Origin of the sequence: Bradyrhizobium canariense (assembly GCF_018130465.1) — a bacterium.
GTDB classification, from domain to species: domain Bacteria; phylum Pseudomonadota; class Alphaproteobacteria; order Rhizobiales; family Xanthobacteraceae; genus Bradyrhizobium; species Bradyrhizobium canariense_C.
Genome location: NZ_JAFCKJ010000010.1, coordinates 270,883 through 290,691, shown reverse-complemented (window position 1 = coordinate 290,691; position 19,809 = coordinate 270,883). Strand labels below are relative to the sequence as shown.

Genomic DNA, 19,809 nt, shown 5'->3' with positions numbered 1-19,809 from the left:
GCACGGCATAAGCCGTCCAACCACTGCGCAGGGAAGGCCGTGTGTTAGGCTACACCTGTATGCTGCTGTGCGGTTTTTCTGCGTGTGCTTTTGCGCAGCGGACCGCGGGTGCCAGCCGGCACCCGGCCTTCCCTGCGCCCTCTTGGCTTTGAGAGGGTGGAGCGGCGAAGCAAAACTCGGGCGAAACGCGCCGCGAGAACGCGGCCGTGCGTCCGCCCGCCTCAAGATTCCTGTTGTTCGTCGACTCCGGCGCCTCTAGCATCACGCCAAAACACGCGTCGAGGAGAGTTGCACCGGGAGGACATGATGCGCTGCATTCGTGCATTGCTGGTCGTTGCGTGCGCGCTCGGTTCGCTGCCGGTCCTGTTGGGGACGCCGGGCGTTGCGCAGGGTCTTCCGCAAAACATTCCGAGGAAGGACCTGCTGATCCTGGAAAACCCGGAAGGAACCGTCAAGAACGCAGGCTGGTTCAACATCTGGGCGATCAATGCCGGATCGCAGTCCAACGGACTGCAACAGGTCGCGCTCGACACGCTCTGGTACATCGATCCCGAGAGCGGCCTTGACGGCGTCTGGGACAATTCGCTGGCAGCCGACAAGCCGCAATACAACGCCGACTTCACCGAAATGACGGTCAAGCTCCGCAGCGGCATCTTCTGGAGCGACGACGTCGAATTCACCGCCGACGACGTCGTTGCGACGGTGACGACACAGATCAAGAATCCGGCCATGCGCTTCAGCGCGGTGCTGGCGAGCAACGTGGCATCTGTTGATGCGCCTGATGCTCACACGGTCGTTTTCAAGCTGAAGAAACCCAATTCACGCTTCCACGCCAATTTCACCGTGCGCTGGGGCGCGGTGTGGATCCTGCCCAAGCATGTGTTCGACAAGGTGGACGACCCGGCCAAATTCGACTTCAACAAGCCGGTCTCTCTAAGCGCCTATGTCCTGCACAGCTATGATCCGGACGGCAAGTGGTACATTTGGCAGCTTCGCGAGGATTGGCAGCGCACCACGCTTGCGCGCTTCGGCAAGCCGGGTCCGAAATATCTCGCTTATGTCGACCCCGGACCGCCCGAGAAGCGGGTGATCGCGCAGCTCAACCACGAGCTCGACGTGATCCACGATATCGCGCCGGAAGGCATGTTTGCCCTGGCCAGACAGAGCAAGTCGACGCGGGCCTGGTTCAAGGGCTTTCCCTATGGCCATCCGGATCCGACGCTTCCCGCCGTGATCTTCAATACCCAGAACGAGAATTTCAAGAACCCCGACGTGCGATGGGCGCTGGCGCTGTTGATCGACATCAAGGCCGTGGCGATGGCGGCCTATCGCGGCGCCGCCACCATATCGGCGATCGGGGTGCCGCCGACCGGAGCCCATCCGGCAACCTATCATGGGCCGATGGAAGAATGGCTTGGGGCATTCGAGATCGATACCGGCAAGCGCAGGATCAAGCCGTATGACCCGACGATCGGCAAGCAGATTGCCGAGATGCTGCGGCCATCCATGGGCGAGCAGATTCCCTCGGCGCCTGCGGACATCGCCAGGGCCTTCGGCACGGGCTGGTGGAAGACCGATCCACAGGCAGCGCAGGAGCTGCTCGAGAAGGCCGGTTTCAGCAAGCGAGGTGGTGCGTGGATCACGCCGGACGGGAAGCCCTTCAGCGTCCGCATCATGGTGGAAGGCGACCTGCGGCCGGTGATGACCCGCGCCGGGACGATGATCGTCCAGCTATGGAAGCAGGCGGGCATCGATGCCAGGATCGACGTCGCGCAGGGGACGCTGCCGACGCGACGGGCGGCCGGCGATTTCGACACCTTCATCGGCTGGAGCGTCGAGACCTGGGGCGGCCACCAGGACCTGTCCTACTTCCTCGACAGCTGGCATTCGCAGTTCGTCGCCGAGCCGGGCAAACCGCAGCCGCTGCGCAACTGGCAGCGCTGGTCCAACCCGGCCCTCGACAAGATCGTCGAGGAGATCCGGACGGTCGGCTTCGACGATCCCAAATCGATCGAGCTTGGCAAGGACTACGTCAAGCTCGCCGTGAAGGAGATGCCCACCATCCCGCTGATGGCCTACAATGTCTTCACCGCAATGGATCAGACTTATTGGACCGGCTTTCCGACCTCGGAGAATCCCTACACCAACCCGGTGCCGAACTGGGGCAATTCGCGCTACATGTTCGTCAGGCTGAAGCCGGTCAATTAGAACGCGATGACACAAGCGCGATCGTATCTTCCGCACCTGCCTGAACGATGTCGGGCACCCCCGGTGCTGCCATGAGCGGATATCTCGCCTATGTCGGCCGGCGGCTCGGACAGTTTCTGCTCGTGGTCTTCATCGGCATCAACATCGCATATGTCGTTACCCATGCTTCGCCGATTGATCCCGTCGAGCAGTCGATCTCGGCGGTGACCTCCTACGGCAACACCGCGCCGGCCGCGATCGAGCAGATGCGCAATTCCTTGCGCGAGCTCTATGGTCTCGGCGGTACGCCCGTCGAGCAATATCTCCAGTTCTGGAAGCGGATCCTGCGCGCCGATTTCGGTCCTTCGATGTCGGCATTTCCAACACCCGTCGGAACCCTCATCGCACGCGCATTGCCCTGGACCGTGGGACTCCTTGCGGTTTCGACCATCGTCGCCTGGGGGCTTGGAAACCTGCTCGGTGGACTTGCAGGCTACTACCGGCAGAGTCAGGGTCTGAAGCTGATGGGAGTGGTCGCGATGGGGCTGCATCCGATCCCGTACTACATTCTGGCAATGCTGTTGCTGATCGTGTTCGGATTCCTTTGGCCGGTGCTTCCGATCTCCGGCGGATCGGCGATGAATCTGCCCCAGACGTTGACGCCCGAATTCGTTCTGAGCGTGCTGCAGCACGCGATCCTGCCCGCGCTCTCGCTGATTCTGATCGGCGTGGGCAGCTGGTTCCTTGGCATGCGCTCCCTGGTGTCCCATGTCGTGGCCGAGGACTTCGTCGTCTATGCCGAGCTCGCCGGCGTGAGGCCCCGGCGCATCCTGACATCCTACGTGATGCGCAATGCGCTCGTGCCGCAGGTGACGGGGCTCGCCATGTCGCTGGGCGGAATCTTCAACGGCGCCGTGATCACCGAAAAGGTGTTCGGCTATCCCGGTCTTGGTTCGCTCCTGGTCGACGCCGTCTATGCCGGAGACTACGGGCTTGTCCTCGGCGTCACCACCATCTCGATCCTCGGCGTGTCGATCGGCGTGCTCGCCATCGATCTCCTGTATCCGCTGCTCGACCCGCGGGTGAAGATCAGCTGATGGCCATGCTCCTGCGCGACCTGCTGCGCCACAGCACCGAATTCCGGATCGGGGCGGTGCTGGTTGCCTTCGTTCTGTTGCTGTCCGTGCTGGCGAGCTTCTCGCCCTATGCGCCGGAGAGCGTGTATGTGGTCCCGCCCGATCTGCCGCCATCGCTGGTCTACTGGTTCGGCACGACATCGCGTGGCCAGGACGTGTTCTGGCAATTGAGCTTCGCCATCCGGAACACGCTGATGTTCGGATGCACTGTCGCCCTGGTCAGCCGCCTGATCGCGCTCGTGGTCGGGCTCGTCAGCGGCTACAAGGGAGGCTGGATCGATCGCGCCCTGATGTCGGTGAACGATAGCTTCATCGTCATTCCCCTGCTGCCGATCCTGGTGCTGTTCTATTTCATGATGCGCGACCGCATCTCCTGGCTGATGCTGGCCCTGATCATGGCCTGTTTCGGCTGGGCCTACGACGCGCGGCTGATCCGTTCTGTGGTCATGAGCCTGAAGGCGCGCGAATTCACACAGACCGGCCTGTTCTCCGGGATGAGCACGTGGGAAGTCCTGACCGAGGAGCATCTGCCCTATGTCATGCCGGTCGTGTTCTCTACGACCATGAACAACATGGTGTGGTCGATCGGGCTCGAGGTGACGCTCGCGGTGCTCGGCTTTACCGACATCAACACGCCGACGATCGGCGGCATGATCTATTGGGCCAACCAGCACACGGCCATGGTGGCCGGAATCTGGTGGTGGATCGCCTTTCCCACCGTCACGGTGATCATGGCGTTCATCGGGCTCTTCCTGCTCGCGGTATCGGCGAACGCCTACATCGATCCGCGAAGTCGCCTCTGGGGTATCGGAGGGGCCTCGTGATGCACGCCAACACCGAGCAGCCGCTTCCGCGCCAGGAGCAGCCAATTCTCCGGGTGCGCGACCTGCACGCCCAATACCGGACCAGCCCTTTCGGTGTCGGACGCGGCGTCAAGGCCGTCGACGGAGTGAGCTTCGCGGTTCGCCGTGGCGAGGTCTACGGGCTTGCCGGAGAATCCAGTTCCGGAAAGACCACGCTGATCAAGAGCATTGCAGGCGCGATCAGACCGCCGCTCGAGATCGTGGGCGGCAGCGTGGAGTTCGCGTTCCTGCCCGGCTATGGCGGACTCCAGCGCGCGCCGCGAGCGGACGTGGCGCGGATCCGCTGGCGGAATCTGTCCTACATCATGCAGGGATCGATGAGCGTGCTGAACCCGGTCCGCCGGGTCGGATCGGCGTTCGTCGATTTCGCATATCCGCATATCGGCGGCAGCCGAAAGCAGTTTGAGCGGCAGGTGATCGCCCATCTGGAGCGCGTGAGGCTGGACGCTTCGGTGCTGGCTGCCTTTCCGCATGAGCTGTCCGGGGGCATGCGTCAACGCGCCACGCTTGCCCTCGCAACGATTTGCCGCCCTGATTTCATCATTGCCGACGAGCCCACGACCGCACTGGATGTGGTGGTGCAGAAGGAGGTGCTCGGCATGATGCGTGGCATTCAGCGGGAGACCGGCTCGTCGGTCCTGTTCGTCACCCATGATATGGGCGTGCATGCGCACGTCACCGATCGCCTCGCCATCATGTATGCCGGGCGCCTTGTCGAAGAGGCCGCAACCGCGCGGATTTTCCGGAAGCCGCTGCACCCTTATACCAGGCATCTCATTTCCAGCCTTCCGCGCATCGGGGATGACGCGCCTCGCGAGGGACTTGGCGGATCCCCGCCAAATCTCGCCGATCCCCCGTCCGGATGCCGCTTCCATCCGCGCTGCCCGCTCGCAACCGAAATCTGCAGGCGTGAGGTCCCAGCCATGCTGGAGGCCGACGACGGGCATCGCGTTGCCTGCTTTGCCGTCGACCAGGGTGGCCGGGCATGAACGATCTGCTGCTCGACATCTCCGAGGTCAGCAAGTCCTTCGTCCGGGGAGGGCTGTTGTCGAGACAGAAGATTGCGGCTGTGAACCAGGTGAGCTTCCAGCTTGCCGCCCGGCGACCGGAGATCCTGGCGATCATCGGCGAATCCGGCAGCGGCAAGACGACGCTTGCGCGGATGATCCTGAATCTGGAAACGCCGACCAGCGGCAAGCTGGTGCTCGACGGCATCGACCTAGCCGGCATCAGCGGCAGCGCCGGTCGTATGGCCTTCATGCGCAAGGTGCAGCCGATCTTTCAGAATCCCTTCGAATCCTTCAACCCGCTGAAGCGGCTCGATCGATATCTGTTCATGACGCGGCGCCGGTTCTCCGGTGCGGCCGGCGAACCGGCAGCCGAAGCGGTGGTTGATGACGCGCTGCACAAGGTCGGCCTCTCGCTGAGGGAGGTGCGCGATCGATACCCGCATGAGCTGTCCGGCGGACAGCTTCAAAGGGTCGCAATCGCCCGCGCAATGCTCGCCCAGCCAAAATTGATTGTCGCCGATGAGCCGGTGTCCATGATCGATGCGTCGCTGCGCATATCCATCGTCAACCTGTTCAGGAGGCTGCGGGACGATCTTGGGATATCCATCGTCTACGTCACGCATGATCTGGCGACTGCCTACTACATCAGCGACCGAATCATGATCATGCAAAAAGGTCGCGTCGTCGAAAGTGGCGATGCGCGAGCGGTGCTGAAGGCGCCGCAGCATCCCTATACGCGCCAGCTGCGCGACGCCGTGCTATTGCCTGAGGTCGCCGACGCTGCTCCAGACCCGTCTCTCAGCATCAACGAGCTCATCAGCCCCGGGGCACCCGAGAGAAGACCATGAGGAAAGCCAGAGTTCTGATCGACCGCGACTTCACCATCGGTCACACCGATCCTCGTCTGTTCGGTGCGTTCGTCGAACATTTGGGTCGATGCGTCTATGGCGGCATTTACGAGCCCGGCCATCCGACCGCGGACGAGAAGGGTTTTCGAAAGGACGTGCTCGCGCTGGTGAAGGAGCTCGGTCCGACGCTGATCCGATATCCCGGCGGCAATTTCGTCTCAGGATACAATTGGGAGGACGGCGTTGGTCCGCCGAAGACGCGACCGGTGCGGCTGGACCTTGCCTGGTTCAGCACGGAACCGAACAGCTTCGGCACTAATGAATTCATGGACTGGTGCGGGGCTGCCGCCGTCGAGCCGATGATGGCGGTCAATCTCGGCACCCGCGGCGGCGATGCTGCGCGTAACCTGGTCGAATATTGCAACCATCCGGGCGGAACGGCCTGGTCGGACCTGCGTCGCGCACACGGCTGGGATAGGCCGCACGACATCAAGCTGTGGTGCCTCGGCAACGAAATGGACGGACCCTGGCAGATGGAGCACAAGAGCGCCGCTGCCTATGGCGCGGTCGCGAGCGAAACGGCGAAGATGATGCGATGGGTGGATCCGACCATCGAGCTTGCGGCATGCGGTTCGTCGGGGCGCAACATGCCGACATTCGGCCAGTGGGAGGATACTGTCCTCGAGCACACCTTCGATCACGTCGACTACATTTCGCTCCATACCTATCTCAACAACTACAGACAGGACACGGCCTCGTTTCTCGCGAGCGCCGACCTGATGGACAGGTTCATCGACGAGGTCGTCGCTTTGGCCGATGCGGTTGCGGCCAAGCGGCGCTCCAGCAAGCGTCTCATGTTGAGCTTCGACGAATGGAACGTCTGGTATCGAACGCGCCGCAGCCGCGCCGATCGGGTGAAGGAGGGCTGGCCGGTGGCACCGCCAATCCTCGAGGAGATGTATACGATGGAGGACGCACTCGCCTTCGGCGGCGCCTGCATTTCCCTGCTCAATCACGCCGATCGGGTCAAGGTCGCCTGCCTTGCGCAACTCGTCAACGTCATCGCACCGATCATGACCGAGACGGGCGGGGGCGCGTGGCGCCAGACCATCTTCTTCCCGTTCGCGCATATGAGCCGGTTCGGCCGCGGCAGCGTTCTGCGCACGCAGGTCGAGTCGGAGACCTACGATTCATCCTACTACGATCCCCGCGGTACCCAGGAGCAGACCTTTCCGGTGCCGAACGTGCCGTATCTCAAGATCGCGGCAGTTGCGCAAGACGGCGGCGGCCTCTCGCTCTTCCTGCTCAATCGGGATCTGGAGCAGGAGATGGAGGTGAGCGTCGCGGCCAGGAGTTTCGGCCGGCTCACGGTCGGCGAGCGGCTTGAACTCCGGCACGATGATCTCACGGCAACGAATTCCAAGGACGCGCCGGGCGAGATCAAGCCGGTGCCGCTGCAGGGGGTGACCTTCGACGGCGAACGGTTGCAGGCGACGCTCAAGCCGGCGTCGTGGAACGTGATCCATCTGCGGGCAAACTGAGGAAGGGGAGCGGCACGCTGTGAAAGCGGGCAGAAGGGAGCGCCGATCGCCGAGGCAATCAGCTCGGGACCTCGCGACGCGCACGCGAGTCGAGAACCTGACGAATCGAACGCGCCAGGTCCGCCGGCCGGTAGGGTTTGCTCAGCAAGGTGATGCCGGGGTCCAGCCGGCCGTCATGCATCATGGCGGCTTCCGGATACCCGGACATGTAGAGCACCGGCACGCCGGGCCGCTGCCGGGTGACGGTCTCGGCCAGTTCGCGCCCGTTCATTCCGCCGGGCATCACGACGTCGGTGAAGAGCAGGTCAAACGCCACACCCTGGTTCACCAGAACGAGTGCATCGGGACCATTGGCGGCGGCGATCGTGCGATAGCCGAAGCTCTTGAGCTGCGCCACGACGTAGTTGCGCACCAACTCGTCATCCTCGACCACGAGGATGGTCTCGCTCCCGCGTTGCAGTTCGCTCTTCGGCGCAGCCTGCGAAACTGCCGCGGCCTGAACCGAGCGCGGCAGATACAGACTGATCGTCGTTCCGCGCCCTTCCTCACTGTCGATCCTGATATGACCGCCGGATTGCTTGATGAAGCCGTAGACCATGCTCAATCCGAGGCCCGTGCCCTTGCCAAGCTCCTTGGTGGTGAAGAAGGGCTCGAAGATCTTGTCCCGGATCGCGAGCGGAATGCCGGTGCCGGTGTCGCTGACGGTGACCAGGACGAAGTCGCCGAGAAGCCCCTCCGGTCCGGAATTGTTCGCGTCGAAATTCGCATTCGTGGTGCCGAAGATTATCTTGCCTCCGCCCGGCATCGCGTCACGGGCGTTCACCGCCAGATTGATCAAGGCGGTCGAAAGCTGACTCGGGTCGATCAGGGCGTGCCATCCATCGGCTTGCAGCGTCGCGCCGATCTCGACATGTTCGCCGAGCGTCGGCCGCAGCAGCTTGGCGGTATCGACAATGAGGTTGTTGACGTCGATGTCGCGCGGTTGCAGGGGCTGTTTGCGGGCGAACGCCAGCAGTTGCATCGTCAGATCGGCCCCGCGCGTGGCGGCCCCGTCGATCATGCGGGCGATGGTAACGAGCTCGGGCTGGTCCGCAAGACCATCGATCACGATCTGTATGGTGCCCGTGATGACTGTCAGGATGTTGTTGAAATCATGGGCCACGCCGCCGGTGAGCTGGCCGATCGCATCCATCTTCTGCGATTGGCGAAGCTGCTGCTCGAGGCGCAGGCGGTGAGCGATATCGCGCGCGATGACGATGATCAGCTCTTGGCCGCCGGTCGATACGTGAGCGGCGGACAGCTCCGCGTCGAGACCTCTTGCGTCGGGACCATCCAGACGCAGTTGCAGGAGGCCGGCCGAACCCGGCGCAAGCAAGCTGTCGAATTCGATCGCTCCCGCGGGATCCAGAACGGAGCGGAACGGGACGCCGACAATCTGCTCCCGGGGCCGCCCGAGCATGGCCTCGGCGGTGCGGTTTGCTTCGATCACTAGCCCGTTCTGATCGAGCACCAGGATCGCATCCCGCGCTTGCTCCATCAGCAGGCGGTATTTCTCTTCCGCCTGCTTGCGCGCAGTGAGATCGAGCACGAACGAGATGCATTGATCGGACGACCCGGCAATCGAGGCGGAGCCGATCAGGACTGGAACGCGGCTGCCGTCCTGCCTGATGAACTCCTTCTCTCGAGGCGCGGTCTGACCCCATGCCCGGAGGTGTTCGATCCGGTGCGTGTCCTCGTCCCGGTATTCGGCCGGAGTTATGTCCCTCCAACGGACCGCACCGGAAACCAGGTCGTGGCTGGAGTATCCGGTCATGCCCAGGAAGGCATCGTTGGCGTAGCTGATGTCGCCGTTGCCGTCCCAGAACAGTATTCCGATGATGTTGGAATCGACGAGCCGCCGGATCCGGGCCTCACGTTCCTGGAGGTCACGGTAGAGGAGGGTGTTCTCGAGTGAAATTGCAGCCTGCGCTGCCAGCAGGTCGAGCACTGCGACACGGTCGGGCGTGAACGCGTGGGTCGTCAGCGTGTTTTCGAGATAGAGCAACCCGGTGAGCTTGGCCTGCTTCATGAGCGGCAGGCAGAGGATCGATCTCGGATGCCGGCGATGAACATAGTCTTGGCCGCAAAGCGGATCAGGCCGGGTCGCATCGTCGATGATGAGAGGCTTTTGCGAACGAATGACGTAGCGCACCAAGGCCTCGGGGCAGTCGGGCGCGGAGAGGGGAGTCCGCTCCGTCACCACTGCAAACTCGTCGCCCTTCGACTGGCCCTCGGCCTCGATCCAGAAGTCGTTCTGACGCGACAGGATCAGCAGGCCGCGATCCGCGCCCGCGTTCTGCAGCGCGATCTTCATCAGTGTCTCGATGAGCTTCGGCAATTCGATTTCGCTCGAGACCGCCTGGGACGCCTTCACCACGGTGGTGACGTCCATTTGCTGGACGGTCGGCCTGCCGACGGGACTGCTGTCCTCCGCGACGTGGAGGCGAGGATAGAGACGTTCGAGCTGTCTGACTTTGGCCTCGGCTCCCCAGCGAAGAAATCCATAATGAGCATCGTGCAAATAGGCATACGCGATCTTCTCGAACCCGCGCGTCGCGTAGAAGCGCCCTGCAAGTTCGTTCGCGATCGCCTCATTCTGAGGAAAGCCGTTCGCGCGGGCCGAGGCGATGGCTTGATCGTAAAGGCGCATCGCGTCGAGATCGCGACCTTCAAGCCGCGCGATCTCCGCGGTGATGAGAGCCGCGCGGTCGGCAAAATCTTCAGGACAGATCTCCGCCCATCGCTGAAGCTGGCGATGGTGAACGGTCAGGGCGCCGGGCTGCAGGACTCCCCCGAGGTCGGCTGCGGTTTCGCCCGACGAGGCTTGCGCCAGAGCGGCATAGTAGTGAAACTCGACCCGATCGAAGAGTGCCTTCGACGTCCACAGCAGCTGATCGGCCTTCGCCGCCGCGGCGATCGCGCACGGGTCGTCGGCAAGAACACATGCCTGCAGCTTGCGGACCCAATACCAGAAGCCGGCCTGTTCCAGGCGTGGGTCTGCCTCAAGACGATGTTCGAACTCGGCTTCGTTGAATCCGGCGTCATCGAAACAGCCGAACTTCGCGGTGAGACCGCGCAGCGTCCGGACAAGCTGGAGCTGCCCGGCAATTCGATCGACCGCCAGATCAACGCGCGCCCGGCGTGCGAAATCGAGGCCGGCCTCGGCCTCCAGCTGCACACCCGGGAGTGGATCGCCGCAGGCGAGAAGATGCGTGAGGAGATGATGTCGGGTAAAGCTGGCGTAGTTGATGTCGCCGACCTGCTGTGCGGCGTCGAAGGCTCGCCGCAGCCACGGACGGCCTGTCCTCAAATGGCGCGTCCAGCTCCCGAAGCCGAGATAGACGCGAGCCTTGAACCGATCCAGTCCTTGTCGTTCGACGAGGTCGAGGCCGAGCTGGGCGAAGCGGTAGCCGGCGGCATAGTCGTCAAAGTCGGGGCCAAGCACGGTACCAAGCACGATGTAGGCGAGGCACGAGGCGTCAGAGTTGCCGAATTCCATGCTCAGATTGGCCATGCGTCCAATGATGAGACGGCGCAGATTCTCGTCGATGTACCAAGCGGGGGACACAAGGACCGTGAGTACGTCCATGGTTCCGCGCGCGACCGGATCGGTCATCTGGGCCAGGTCGAGCAGGGCCTCGATCGGGCGCTCACCGATCTGTCGCCACATCCGCTCATATTCGCGCCGGACTACCTCCGGTGTCGGATGCACCGACCAGGTGATGCCGACGCGATGCAAATAGGCGAGAGCAACCTCGACGTCGCGGTCGCCAGGCTCCATCCGAAGTCGGGTGACGGCGGCGAGATCGGGCAGATTTGCCGCTTGGTTCGCCAGTTCGGCAAGGCGCGTTTTCGCCGTTGCCTGATCACCGACAAGGAACTCGCATTCGGCCCGCTGCAGCGCCAGGGCGAAGCTGAGCGAGTAGTGCTGCTCCCAGCGATCCTTCGGCAGCATGGCTTCACCGAGGGCGAAGTGAGCGAGTGCCATGCCGAACGCGGTCGCCGCCTTGGCGCGCCGGCCGGCCAACAAGTTCAACTCCGCCAGCTTCACCCGCTCCTCCGCCGCGGTGATCAAGGCCTCGCCGCGGTTGAGTTGGCTCACGATCTCGAAAACGTTTTCCTCGACCGCTTCCGGCGAGGTTCGCGCCGCGAACAGTCGGCCGATACGCAGATGGGCCGAGGCGCGTTCTTCCTCCGGTATCAGCGCGTAGGCCGCCTCCTGGAATCGGTCATGGACGAACCGATAGGCGTCGGCCTGGGGTTCTACGAATTCCTGGCGGACGGCGGGCCACAGGTCCGCATGGACCTGCTCACTCGACGTGCCAAGGACGATAGAGAGCACGGCGACCTCGGCAACATTTCCGAGACAGGCCATCTGCTGCAGGGCAGTGCGCGTTGCCACGGGCAGCCGCGTGAGCTTTCCGAGCATGAGGTCGATGACGTTGTCGGTGTATCGCTTGGCGTGGATGCGATCGAGATCCCAGGACCAGTGCGCCGCATCATGGTCGAACGCGATCAGTCCTTCGTCGACCAGCGAAAACATGAACTGGATGGCAAAGAACGGATTGCCACCCGTTTTATCGTTCACGAGCTGCACCAGCGGCGCAGCACGCCTCGGTTCGCAGCGAAGCGCGTCTGCAAGCAACTGGCCGAGATGTCTGCGGCCGAGCGGCGCAAGCCGGATCTCGACGACCCGTCCGCCCCGTGCCTTGATGGCCTCGCGCATGCGCACGACCGGATGAGTGGAGTCCACCTCATTGTCACGATACGCGCCGATCAGCATCAGATGCTTCAGATTCGACCTGGTCGAGAGATCCTCGAGCAGTTCGAACGTCGCCATATCGAGCCATTGCAGATCATCGAGAAACAGCACCAGCGGATGTTCGGGTCTGGCAAACAGCCCGATGAATTGCTCGAAGACGCGGTGAAAGCGGCTCTGCGCGTGCTGGAGTGGCAGCTCAGGGACAGGCGGTTGTTCGCCGATGATCGCCTTCAGGTCCGGGATCAGGTCGACGACGAGCTGCCCGTTGGGACCGAGCGCGCTCAGCAGATCAAGGCGCCATTGGCTCAGCTCGGTCTCGGGCTTGCCCAGAAGGGGCCGAACGAGGGTCTGGAATGCCTTGGCGAGCGTCGCGTACGGGACGTCGCGCTTGTGCTGGTCGAATTTGCCCGATGCAAACAGCCCTCGTGAGGGCACCAGCACCTTATGGAGCTCGTTGACGACAGATGATTTGCCAATTCCCGAATATCCCGAGACCAGCGCCAATTCCGGCACGCCGCTCTTGACGATGCGCTCGAACGAAGCAAGCAAAGTCTCGCGTTCGCGCGTTCGTCCGTACAGCTTCTCGGGAACGAGCAGCCGGTCAGGCGTGTCGTGCTGTCCCAGCGGGAAGTCGTCGATGCGGTGCCGAAGTTCCCACTCCGCAAGACAGTGCTGCAGATCCCTCTCGGCGCCGGCCGCAGTCTGGTAGCGCTCCTCGGCCATCTTGGAGAGCAGCTTCATGATCAGCCCGGAAACCGCAGCGGGGACGTTGCCGGATCGCTTGCTCGGCGGCTCCGCCTCTCTTGCGACGTGGCAGTGCACCCACTCCATCGGATCGGACGCTGCGAATGGAAGCGAGCCAGTGGCCATCTGGTAAAGCGTGACGCCGAGGGAGTACAGGTCGCTTCGGGAATCGATCGAGCGGTTCATCCGGCCGGTCTGCTCGGGTGACATGTAAGCGAATGTGCCGGCGATCGACTCGGGCGCGGCCAAGGACTGCCGTTCGCGCGGCCGCCGCGAGGCAAAGCCGAAGCCGGTGAAGCGGACGCTGCCGTTGCTGCGGTTCACCAGGATATTCGCTGGTTTGATGTCCTTGTGGATCAGACCGCGCTGGTGGACCTTGCTCAGAGCCGCAGCGATCTGGGCCGCAAGGCGCAGGAAGCTCCCCGTCTCCATGGGCGTGTGTACCAGCCAGGTGAGGGGCTCGCCGCCGAGATCCTCGAGGACAAGGATGGTGCGGCTGCGATCGTGGACAAGCTCAAGCGGCTTGGCAGCCCAGGCGCTGTCCAATTCGTCCTTCAGCGCAAATTCGTGCGCCAGCCGATCAAGACTTTGCGGGGTTGGATGCTCCGCCGCCGGGACGACGGCCAGCACAACCTGTCGCTCTCCGTCGATGCGTTCGCGGGAGGTTCGGCACAGGAGGACGCCTTCCTCGTCGCAGAGTACCTGCGGACCGTGGGTCCAGCCAGCGCCCATAAACGATGAAAGGTTCATGTCGGTAGACCATGTCGCGGTCGAGCCCAGGTCCGAGCCGAGCGGGCTCGTCCGGTACTCCGGTTCGTCCTCCTTAGAGCTGCCCTGATGCGGCAAGGCGCGCGCCGTTACCGATTCTCTGTTTCCGCGTGCGGGACGCACGAAGGGCAGGACGCAAGTGCGACGATTGAGACGATGGGGCGGGCCCCTCCCGCCTTCATTCCGGCGCCTGGTTCGATTGGTTTAGGCCAGGCGCCTCGAAATCGTATCATTTGCCCCAATCTCGTCAACGTGCCGCCTGCCTGCGGCAAGGCGACGCGCATCCAGTGCGGGCGCAAGCGTTCGTATATTATGGTGCCTTCATCTCTAATCTACTGAAATCGCAGTGCTATCCAATCTCCGTCGCGGCCAGGATGGATTGGGCCGAGAGTTTTGCTTGGAAGGCGATGTGTGCACGACGTGTGCGCCGAGAGATCAAGGACAATCTATCGCCAGCAAGCGCGGGAAGCGGTTCTGCCCCCGGGGACTTCGCCTGCGTGTGCATGGCCGCGAGGGTCTCACCACGGTTGTTGAGCATCGTCACGCGATATCTTCGATCGTGACCATGTCGCGATCAGGCACCGACGCCCGGGCGCCGGATGTCTTGTCCCTAACGCTAGGGACAGACGTGTCCCTGCGGTCCGCTTAGGGTGCGGACAAGGAGGAACAGGACATGAAGATCGGTTTCGCGCGAGTTTCGATTCTCGTGGCATGCGTCCTTTACGGAAATACTGCTAACGCGGAAATCAAAATTGGAATTGTGATTTCGGCAAGCGGGCCAGGATCTGCGCTGGGGCAGCCGCAGCTCAAGACGGTTGCAGCTCTTCCGAAAGAGATCGGAGGAGAGAAGGTGACCTATATCACCCTGGACGATGAGTCGGATTCGACCAAAGGGGTCCAGAACGCACGCCGGCTCGTGATCCAGGACAAGGTCGACGTGCTGGTCGGCTCCTCTCTGACCCCGGTGACCATGCCGATGCTGGATGTCGCGCTCGAATCGAAAACGCCGCTGTTGTCGCTCGCTGCCGCTACCGCCATAGTTCAACCGATGGATGAGAAGCGCGCCTGGGCTTTCAAGGTCGTTCCCAATGATGACCTCATGGCGGCCGCCATCCTCAAGCATATCGCGAAATCAGGCGTGAAGACGCTCGGCTATATCGGCGTTTCGGATGGGTACGGCGAGGGCTACTACAAGGAGGTGAGCCGCCTCGCGCCCGCGCTGGGGCTGACCGTAACCACACATGAGGTCTATGCGCGAGCCGACACGAGCGTCACCGGTCAGGCGCTGAAGGTGATGTCGACCTATCCCGATGCCGTCTTCATTGCTTCCGCAGGAACTCCGGCGGTCTTGCCGCAGCAGGCGCTCCGCGAGCGCGGATACGCCGGGAAGATCTTTCAAACACACGGCGTGGCTAGTGAGGAGTTCATCAAGCTCGGTGGCGCCAACGTCGAAGGTGCCATATTCGCAGGCGAGGCCTTTACCATTGCCGCCGATCTCCCCACAGGAGATCCGTTCCGTCGCTCGACGGAGGAGTTCGTGACCGCGTATGAAGCGGCGAACGGGCAAAAGCCCAACATGTTCGCTGCTCACCTCTGGGATGTCGTTGCGCTGATCGGAAAAGCTGCACCTGATGCGCTGAAGACGGCAAAGCCTGGCACAACCGAATTTCGCGCGGCGCTGCGCGACGCGCTCGAGCGTGGGCAGAACATCTATCTCAACAATGGGCTGTCGAACATGAGCAAGGCCGATCATAACGGCTACGATGAGCGCTCGGCCTTTCTGATCAAGGTCGAAGGCGGGAAGTTCCGCCTGGCAAAATAGCGGCGCGCCAGTCGGCGTCCCCAGCGATGCGTTCATCGCGCAGAAGCTGGGACCGTCCGATAACGCGGACTGCGGAAGCACTGCACACAGGCGTTTCGTGCCGCCGCGGATCTCAGACCCAGCCGCCATCGACGATGTAGTGCTGAGCTGTGCAGGCGGAGGCTTCGTCGGAAGCGAGGAAGACGGTGAACTTCGCGACCTCGTCCGGCATGAGCTTGCGTTTCAGGCATTGTCGTTGCATCAGCTCGACCTCCCCCTGTGGCGTCATCCATTTGTCGAGCTGGCGCTCAGTCATGATCCATCCCGGCGCTATCGCGTTCACGCGGATATTGTAGGAGCCGTAATCGCGCGCCAGAGAGCGTGTGAGACCGATCACGCCTGATTTGCTGGCGGTGTAGGCGGCCATGCCGCCTTGTCCGGCGATCCACGACACCGAGCCGAAATTGATGATGGCGCCGGCGTTCGCCGCCTTCATGTCCGGCAATACGGCCTGCGCAGCAAAGAACTGGTGCTTCAGATTGACCGCGATGCGGTCGTCCCAATACTCCGGTGTCATCTCCTCAGTGTTGTGCCGCTCGTCATGTGCGGCATTGTTGACGAGGATGTTGATCGCGCCGTGCACGTTGCGCGCCTCCGCGACACCGGCACGTAACGCGGCGATATCGGTCAAGTCGACACGCATGAAATGCGCGCTCAGACCTTGATCCGACAGCTCGCGTGCCAGGGATTGGCCCTCGTCAACTTTGATGTCGAAGAACACGACATTGGATTTCTGCTGTGCAAAGCGCCGCACGATCGCAGCGCCAATTCCAGATGCGCCCCCGGTGACGAGAACGACCTTGCCGGCGAGGTCGGAATAAACGGCAGCCATGGGTACCCTCGATTTGCGTTACGGCCAGTGCGGCGCGCCGCCCGACTCTCCCCGCCAACCTTAGCGATCTCCCTCGTGAGGTGCATAGATCAGAATTTTAGTTGCGCACCTCAAAAATCGAAGGCAGGATTGCAGCCAAAGAATAAAAGCCGTTGGGAGGAATGTGATGAGACTGCTCGGGAAACTGGGACTCGCCGTTGTCGCATGCCTGATTGGAGCGAAACTCGCTGCGGCCGAAACGACGGTTAAGTGGCTGCACATCGAGGCCAATCCGGCCCAGGTAAAAATCTGGGAGGAGGTCGCGCGCGCCTATGAGGGATCGCACCCGGGCGTCAAGGTCGAGATGCAGTTCCTCGAGAACGAGGCCTACAAGGCCAAGCTGCCGACCATCCTGCAATCCAAGGACCGACCCAACATCATCTACAGCTGGGCCGGCGGTGTCCTGAAGACGCAGATCGAGGCCGGCGTGCTCGACGACATTACCGATCAGGTGAAGGGTTACAGCGACAGTCTCACACCGGCGGCGCTCGCCGCCTTCACCAGCAACGGCCGCGTTTATGGTCTGCCCACAGCGCTCTCGCAGGTTGGCTTCCTCTGCAACAAGGAGCTGATGGCCAAGGCGAAGGTCGATCCTGCCGGGATCAAGAGCTGGGACGATCTGCTTGCTGCCGTGAAGGCGTTGAAATCTGCCGGCGTAACCCCCATCGTGGTCGGCGGCGCCGACAAATGGCCGCTGCACTTCTACTGGACGCATCTTGCCGTGCGCATCGGCGGCAAGGCGGCGTTCGATGCGGCGCTGCGCGGCGAGGGCGGCGGCTTCGCCGGGGAAACCTTCCAGAAATCCGGCGAGCTGTTCAAGCAACTCGTCGATCTCCAGCCGTTCCAGAATGGCTTCCTTGGTTTCAAAAATCCGCAGGCTGTCGGCTATTTCGGCGACGGCAAGGCGGCGATGACGCTCGCGATCAGCACGGTCTATCATCTGCAGCGCGCTCTCGCCGCCGACAAGGTCGGATTGAACGAAGACAAGCTGTGCTGGTTCGACTTCCCGGTCGTGACGGGCGGCAAGGGCGCGGCGACCGATACGCTCGGCGGCATCACCGGTTGGCTGATTACGAAAGGCTCGCCCAAGGAGGCTGTCGATTTCCTGAAATACTTCGTCTCCAAGGAGGTGCAGACGCGGCTTGCCGCCGGCAACTTCATCATCCCGGTAGTGCAGGGCGCGGACGTCGGCCTCAACAACACGTTCATGAAGCTGATCGCGGCCAATCTGGCGAAGTCGAACTACCACCAGAACTTCTATGACCAGAGCCTGGGTCCATCGGTCGGCCGCGTCGTCAACGACGTCACCGCCGAGATCGCCGGCGGCAGCATGAGCCCGCAAGACGCCGCCAAGGCGATCGAGGCGGCGTGGAAGCAGGGTAACTGACGATGGCGCGGCGGACCGCGAGCGTGTCGGCGATCGGCGCTGCTGGCGGCGAGATGGTACCGCAGGTCGCGGTCCGTGGCCCGAGTTGGGACGGCAGGCTGACGGTGCTTATCCTGTTCCTGCCGCCGGCGCTGCTATTGTTCACGCTGTTCGTTGTGCTGCCGATCGGCGAAGCAGCTTGGTATTCGGCCTTCAATTGGAACGGGTTCGGCAGGCCGACCAACTGGATTGGCTTGGACAATTACCGCTTTGTATTGGAGACACGCGCCTTCTGGCTCGCGCTGCGCAACAACGGGCTGATCATCGCTGTTTCGCTCGCCATTCAGCTGCCGCTTGCGCTCGCGCTGGCCCTGATGCTCGCCGAACGCTTTCGTGGGGCGGTGGCGCTGCGCATGCTGTTCTTCATGCCCTATATCCTGGCCGAGATCGCGACCGGGCTGATCTTCAGCTTCGTCTATGACGGCGACTACGGCCTTGTGGCTTCGATCTGGCGCACCTTCGGCGCCGAGCCCCCGCATCTGCTTGCCTCGACGAATACGGCCATGCCGGCGGTGCTGATCGTGATCGTCTGGAAGTATTTCGGCTTTCACATGATGCTGTTCATCGCAGCGCTCCAGAGCCTCGACAAGAGCCTGATCGAGGCGGCGCGCATCGACGGCGCGACCCGATCGCAAGCCTTGCGGCATGTGGTCATTCCCTTGCTCTATCCGACGATAAGGCTCTCCGTGTTCTTCGCCATCGTCGGCTCGCTGCAGCTGTTCGACCTCGTCATGCCGTTGACGCGCGGCGGGCCTGCGGACGCCTCGAACACGATGGTAAGCTTTCTCTACAACAACGGCATCTCGCGCATGCGCGTCGGCTACGGCAGCGCCATCGGTGTCATTCTGTTCGCGATCTGCGTGACCTTTGCCTTCACGTACAAGCGATGGTTCATGCGCGATGAGTGACACCAAGACCATCCGCGCGCCGTTCGATCCCTCAATGCTGTTCAAGATGGTGTTCCTCGCCGTCGTCGCCATCATCGTAGTGGTTCCGCTGCTCGCGACCTTGTTCGGCGGCTTCAAATCGCTGGGCGAACTGCGCGTCAATCCGTTCGGCCTGCCACGTCACTGGGAGTGGCAGAACTATGCTGATATTCTGTTCTCCGCACGCTACTGGCAGCTCTTGCGCAACTCGCTGATCATCTCGACCCTCACGGTCGTCCTGACCCTGATCGTCGCCTCGATGGCGGCGTTCACCTTCGCCCATATCAAGTTCTACGGCAGTTCGATGCTGCTGAGCTACCTGACGCTCGGCCTGCTGTTTCCGGCCGCGACAGCGGTGCTGCCGCTCTTCATCAAAGTGCGGGATCTCGGGTTGCTCGATACATATTTTGGCGTTGCCCTGCCGCAGGCGGCCTTCAGTCTTGCGATGAGCGTGCTGCTGCTGCGGCGTTTCTTCAAGGATATCCCGTACGAATTGCTAGAGGCCGCGCTGGTCGACGGCTGCAGCTATATCAAATTCTTCCGCTATGTGACGTTGCCGTTATCGCGGCCGATCCTGGCGACCGTCGGTACCATCACCTTCGTCAACAGCTGGAATGCCTATCTGTTGCCGCTGGTGATGCTCAACACCGACGCGCTCTATCCCTGGCCGCTCGGGATCATGATTTATCAGGGCGAGTATTCGTCCGAGTGGCATCTGATCCTGGCCTTCATCACGCTTACCATCCTGCCGACGATCATTCTCTTTCTTCTGGCGCAGAAACACATCGTCGCAGGACTCACCGCGGGCGCGGTCAAGGGATGAACGG

The 19,809-nt window shown here is 62.5% G+C and carries 12 protein-coding genes; 10 read left to right on the top strand and 2 right to left on the bottom strand.

All coding sequences use genetic code 11. The features are described 5' to 3' along the window. The first annotated feature begins 306 nt into the window (after nt 1–306). The 6 genes from JQ591_RS25385 to JQ591_RS25360 all read left to right on the top strand — a co-directional run bounded on the left by JQ591_RS25385 (nt 307) and on the right by JQ591_RS25360 (nt 7,585). Nucleotides 307–2,208, top strand: a complete 1,902-nt coding sequence (locus JQ591_RS25385) for an ABC transporter substrate-binding protein (RefSeq protein ID WP_211398746.1) — start codon at nt 307–309, stop codon at nt 2,206–2,208. Between the two features lie 71 nt (nt 2,209–2,279). Continuing rightward, a complete protein-coding gene (locus tag JQ591_RS25380) occupies nt 2,280–3,284 on the top strand; it encodes an ABC transporter permease (RefSeq protein ID WP_211398717.1) in 1,005 nt (334 codons plus the stop codon). After that, nucleotides 3,284–4,147: an ABC transporter permease gene (locus tag JQ591_RS25375; RefSeq protein WP_211398716.1), complete on the top strand. Its 864-nt coding sequence runs from the start codon at nt 3,284–3,286 to the stop codon at nt 4,145–4,147. Before JQ591_RS25380 ends, JQ591_RS25375 begins: the two co-directional genes overlap by 1 nt. Continuing rightward, nucleotides 4,147–5,175: an ABC transporter ATP-binding protein gene (locus JQ591_RS25370; RefSeq protein WP_211398745.1), complete on the top strand. Its 1,029-nt coding sequence runs from the start codon at nt 4,147–4,149 to the stop codon at nt 5,173–5,175. Before JQ591_RS25375 ends, JQ591_RS25370 begins: the two co-directional genes overlap by 1 nt. Further along, nucleotides 5,172–6,044 carry an ABC transporter ATP-binding protein gene (locus JQ591_RS25365; protein WP_211398714.1) on the top strand — a complete coding sequence of 291 codons (873 nt, stop codon included), beginning with the start codon at nt 5,172–5,174 and terminating at the stop codon, nt 6,042–6,044. Before JQ591_RS25370 ends, JQ591_RS25365 begins: the two co-directional genes overlap by 4 nt. After that, nucleotides 6,041–7,585, top strand: coding sequence for an alpha-N-arabinofuranosidase (locus tag JQ591_RS25360; protein WP_211398712.1), 1,545 nt, complete (start codon nt 6,041–6,043; stop codon nt 7,583–7,585). Before JQ591_RS25365 ends, JQ591_RS25360 begins: the two co-directional genes overlap by 4 nt. Nucleotides 7,586–7,643: 58 nt before the next feature. Here the strand turns inward: JQ591_RS25360 and JQ591_RS25355 are convergent, their stop codons facing one another. Next, nucleotides 7,644–13,976, bottom strand: a complete 6,333-nt coding sequence (locus JQ591_RS25355) for an AAA family ATPase (protein ID WP_249137643.1) — start codon at nt 13,974–13,976, stop codon at nt 7,644–7,646. A gap of 595 nt (nt 13,977–14,571) precedes the next feature. Between JQ591_RS25355 and JQ591_RS25350 the strand changes: the two genes are divergently transcribed. Then, nucleotides 14,572–15,720: an ABC transporter substrate-binding protein gene (locus tag JQ591_RS25350; RefSeq protein WP_211398710.1), complete on the top strand. Its 1,149-nt coding sequence runs from the start codon at nt 14,572–14,574 to the stop codon at nt 15,718–15,720. Nucleotides 15,721–15,832: 112 nt separating this feature from the next. Here JQ591_RS25350 and JQ591_RS25345 read toward each other — a convergent pair whose 3' ends face one another. Continuing rightward, on the bottom strand, nt 15,833–16,591 hold the full coding sequence (locus JQ591_RS25345; protein ID WP_211398708.1) for an SDR family NAD(P)-dependent oxidoreductase: 759 nt from the start codon (nt 16,589–16,591) through the stop codon (nt 15,833–15,835). Between the two features lie 166 nt (nt 16,592–16,757). Here JQ591_RS25345 and JQ591_RS25340 point away from each other — a divergent pair, with 166 nt between their 5' ends. The 3 genes from JQ591_RS25340 to JQ591_RS25330 are packed head-to-tail and all read left to right on the top strand — an operon-like array spanning nt 16,758 to nt 19,805. Further along, nucleotides 16,758–18,017 carry an extracellular solute-binding protein gene (locus JQ591_RS25340; RefSeq protein ID WP_211398707.1) on the top strand — a complete coding sequence of 420 codons (1,260 nt, stop codon included), beginning with the start codon at nt 16,758–16,760 and terminating at the stop codon, nt 18,015–18,017. 2 nt (nt 18,018–18,019) lie between these two features. Next, nucleotides 18,020–18,964: a carbohydrate ABC transporter permease gene (locus tag JQ591_RS25335; protein ID WP_211398705.1), complete on the top strand. Its 945-nt coding sequence runs from the start codon at nt 18,020–18,022 to the stop codon at nt 18,962–18,964. Beyond that, a complete protein-coding gene (locus tag JQ591_RS25330; RefSeq protein ID WP_211398703.1) occupies nt 18,957–19,805 on the top strand; it encodes a carbohydrate ABC transporter permease in 849 nt (282 codons plus the stop codon). Before JQ591_RS25335 ends, JQ591_RS25330 begins: the two co-directional genes overlap by 8 nt. Nucleotides 19,806–19,809: the final 4 nt, after the last annotated feature.

Bases quoted from the DNA above. Each gene is read 5' to 3' on its own strand.
- JQ591_RS25340 (WP_211398707.1), top strand. From the start codon at position 16,758: ATGAGACTGCTCGGGAAACTGGGACTCGCCGTTGTCGCATGCCTGATT.
- JQ591_RS25385 (WP_211398746.1), top strand. From the start codon at position 307: ATGCGCTGCATTCGTGCATTGCTGGTCGTTGCGTGCGCGCTCGGTTCG.
- JQ591_RS25360 (WP_211398712.1), top strand. From the start codon at position 6,041: ATGAGGAAAGCCAGAGTTCTGATCGACCGCGACTTCACCATCGGTCAC.
- JQ591_RS25380 (WP_211398717.1), top strand. From the start codon at position 2,280: ATGAGCGGATATCTCGCCTATGTCGGCCGGCGGCTCGGACAGTTTCTG.
- JQ591_RS25330 (WP_211398703.1), top strand. From the start codon at position 18,957: ATGAGTGACACCAAGACCATCCGCGCGCCGTTCGATCCCTCAATGCTG.
- JQ591_RS25365 (WP_211398714.1), top strand. From the start codon at position 5,172: ATGAACGATCTGCTGCTCGACATCTCCGAGGTCAGCAAGTCCTTCGTC.
- JQ591_RS25370 (WP_211398745.1), top strand. From the start codon at position 4,147: ATGCACGCCAACACCGAGCAGCCGCTTCCGCGCCAGGAGCAGCCAATT.
- JQ591_RS25350 (WP_211398710.1), top strand. From the start codon at position 14,572: ATGAAGATCGGTTTCGCGCGAGTTTCGATTCTCGTGGCATGCGTCCTT.
- JQ591_RS25335 (WP_211398705.1), top strand. From the start codon at position 18,020: ATGGCGCGGCGGACCGCGAGCGTGTCGGCGATCGGCGCTGCTGGCGGC.
- JQ591_RS25375 (WP_211398716.1), top strand. From the start codon at position 3,284: ATGGCCATGCTCCTGCGCGACCTGCTGCGCCACAGCACCGAATTCCGG.
- JQ591_RS25345 (WP_211398708.1), bottom strand. From the start codon at position 16,591: ATGGCTGCCGTTTATTCCGACCTCGCCGGCAAGGTCGTTCTCGTCACC.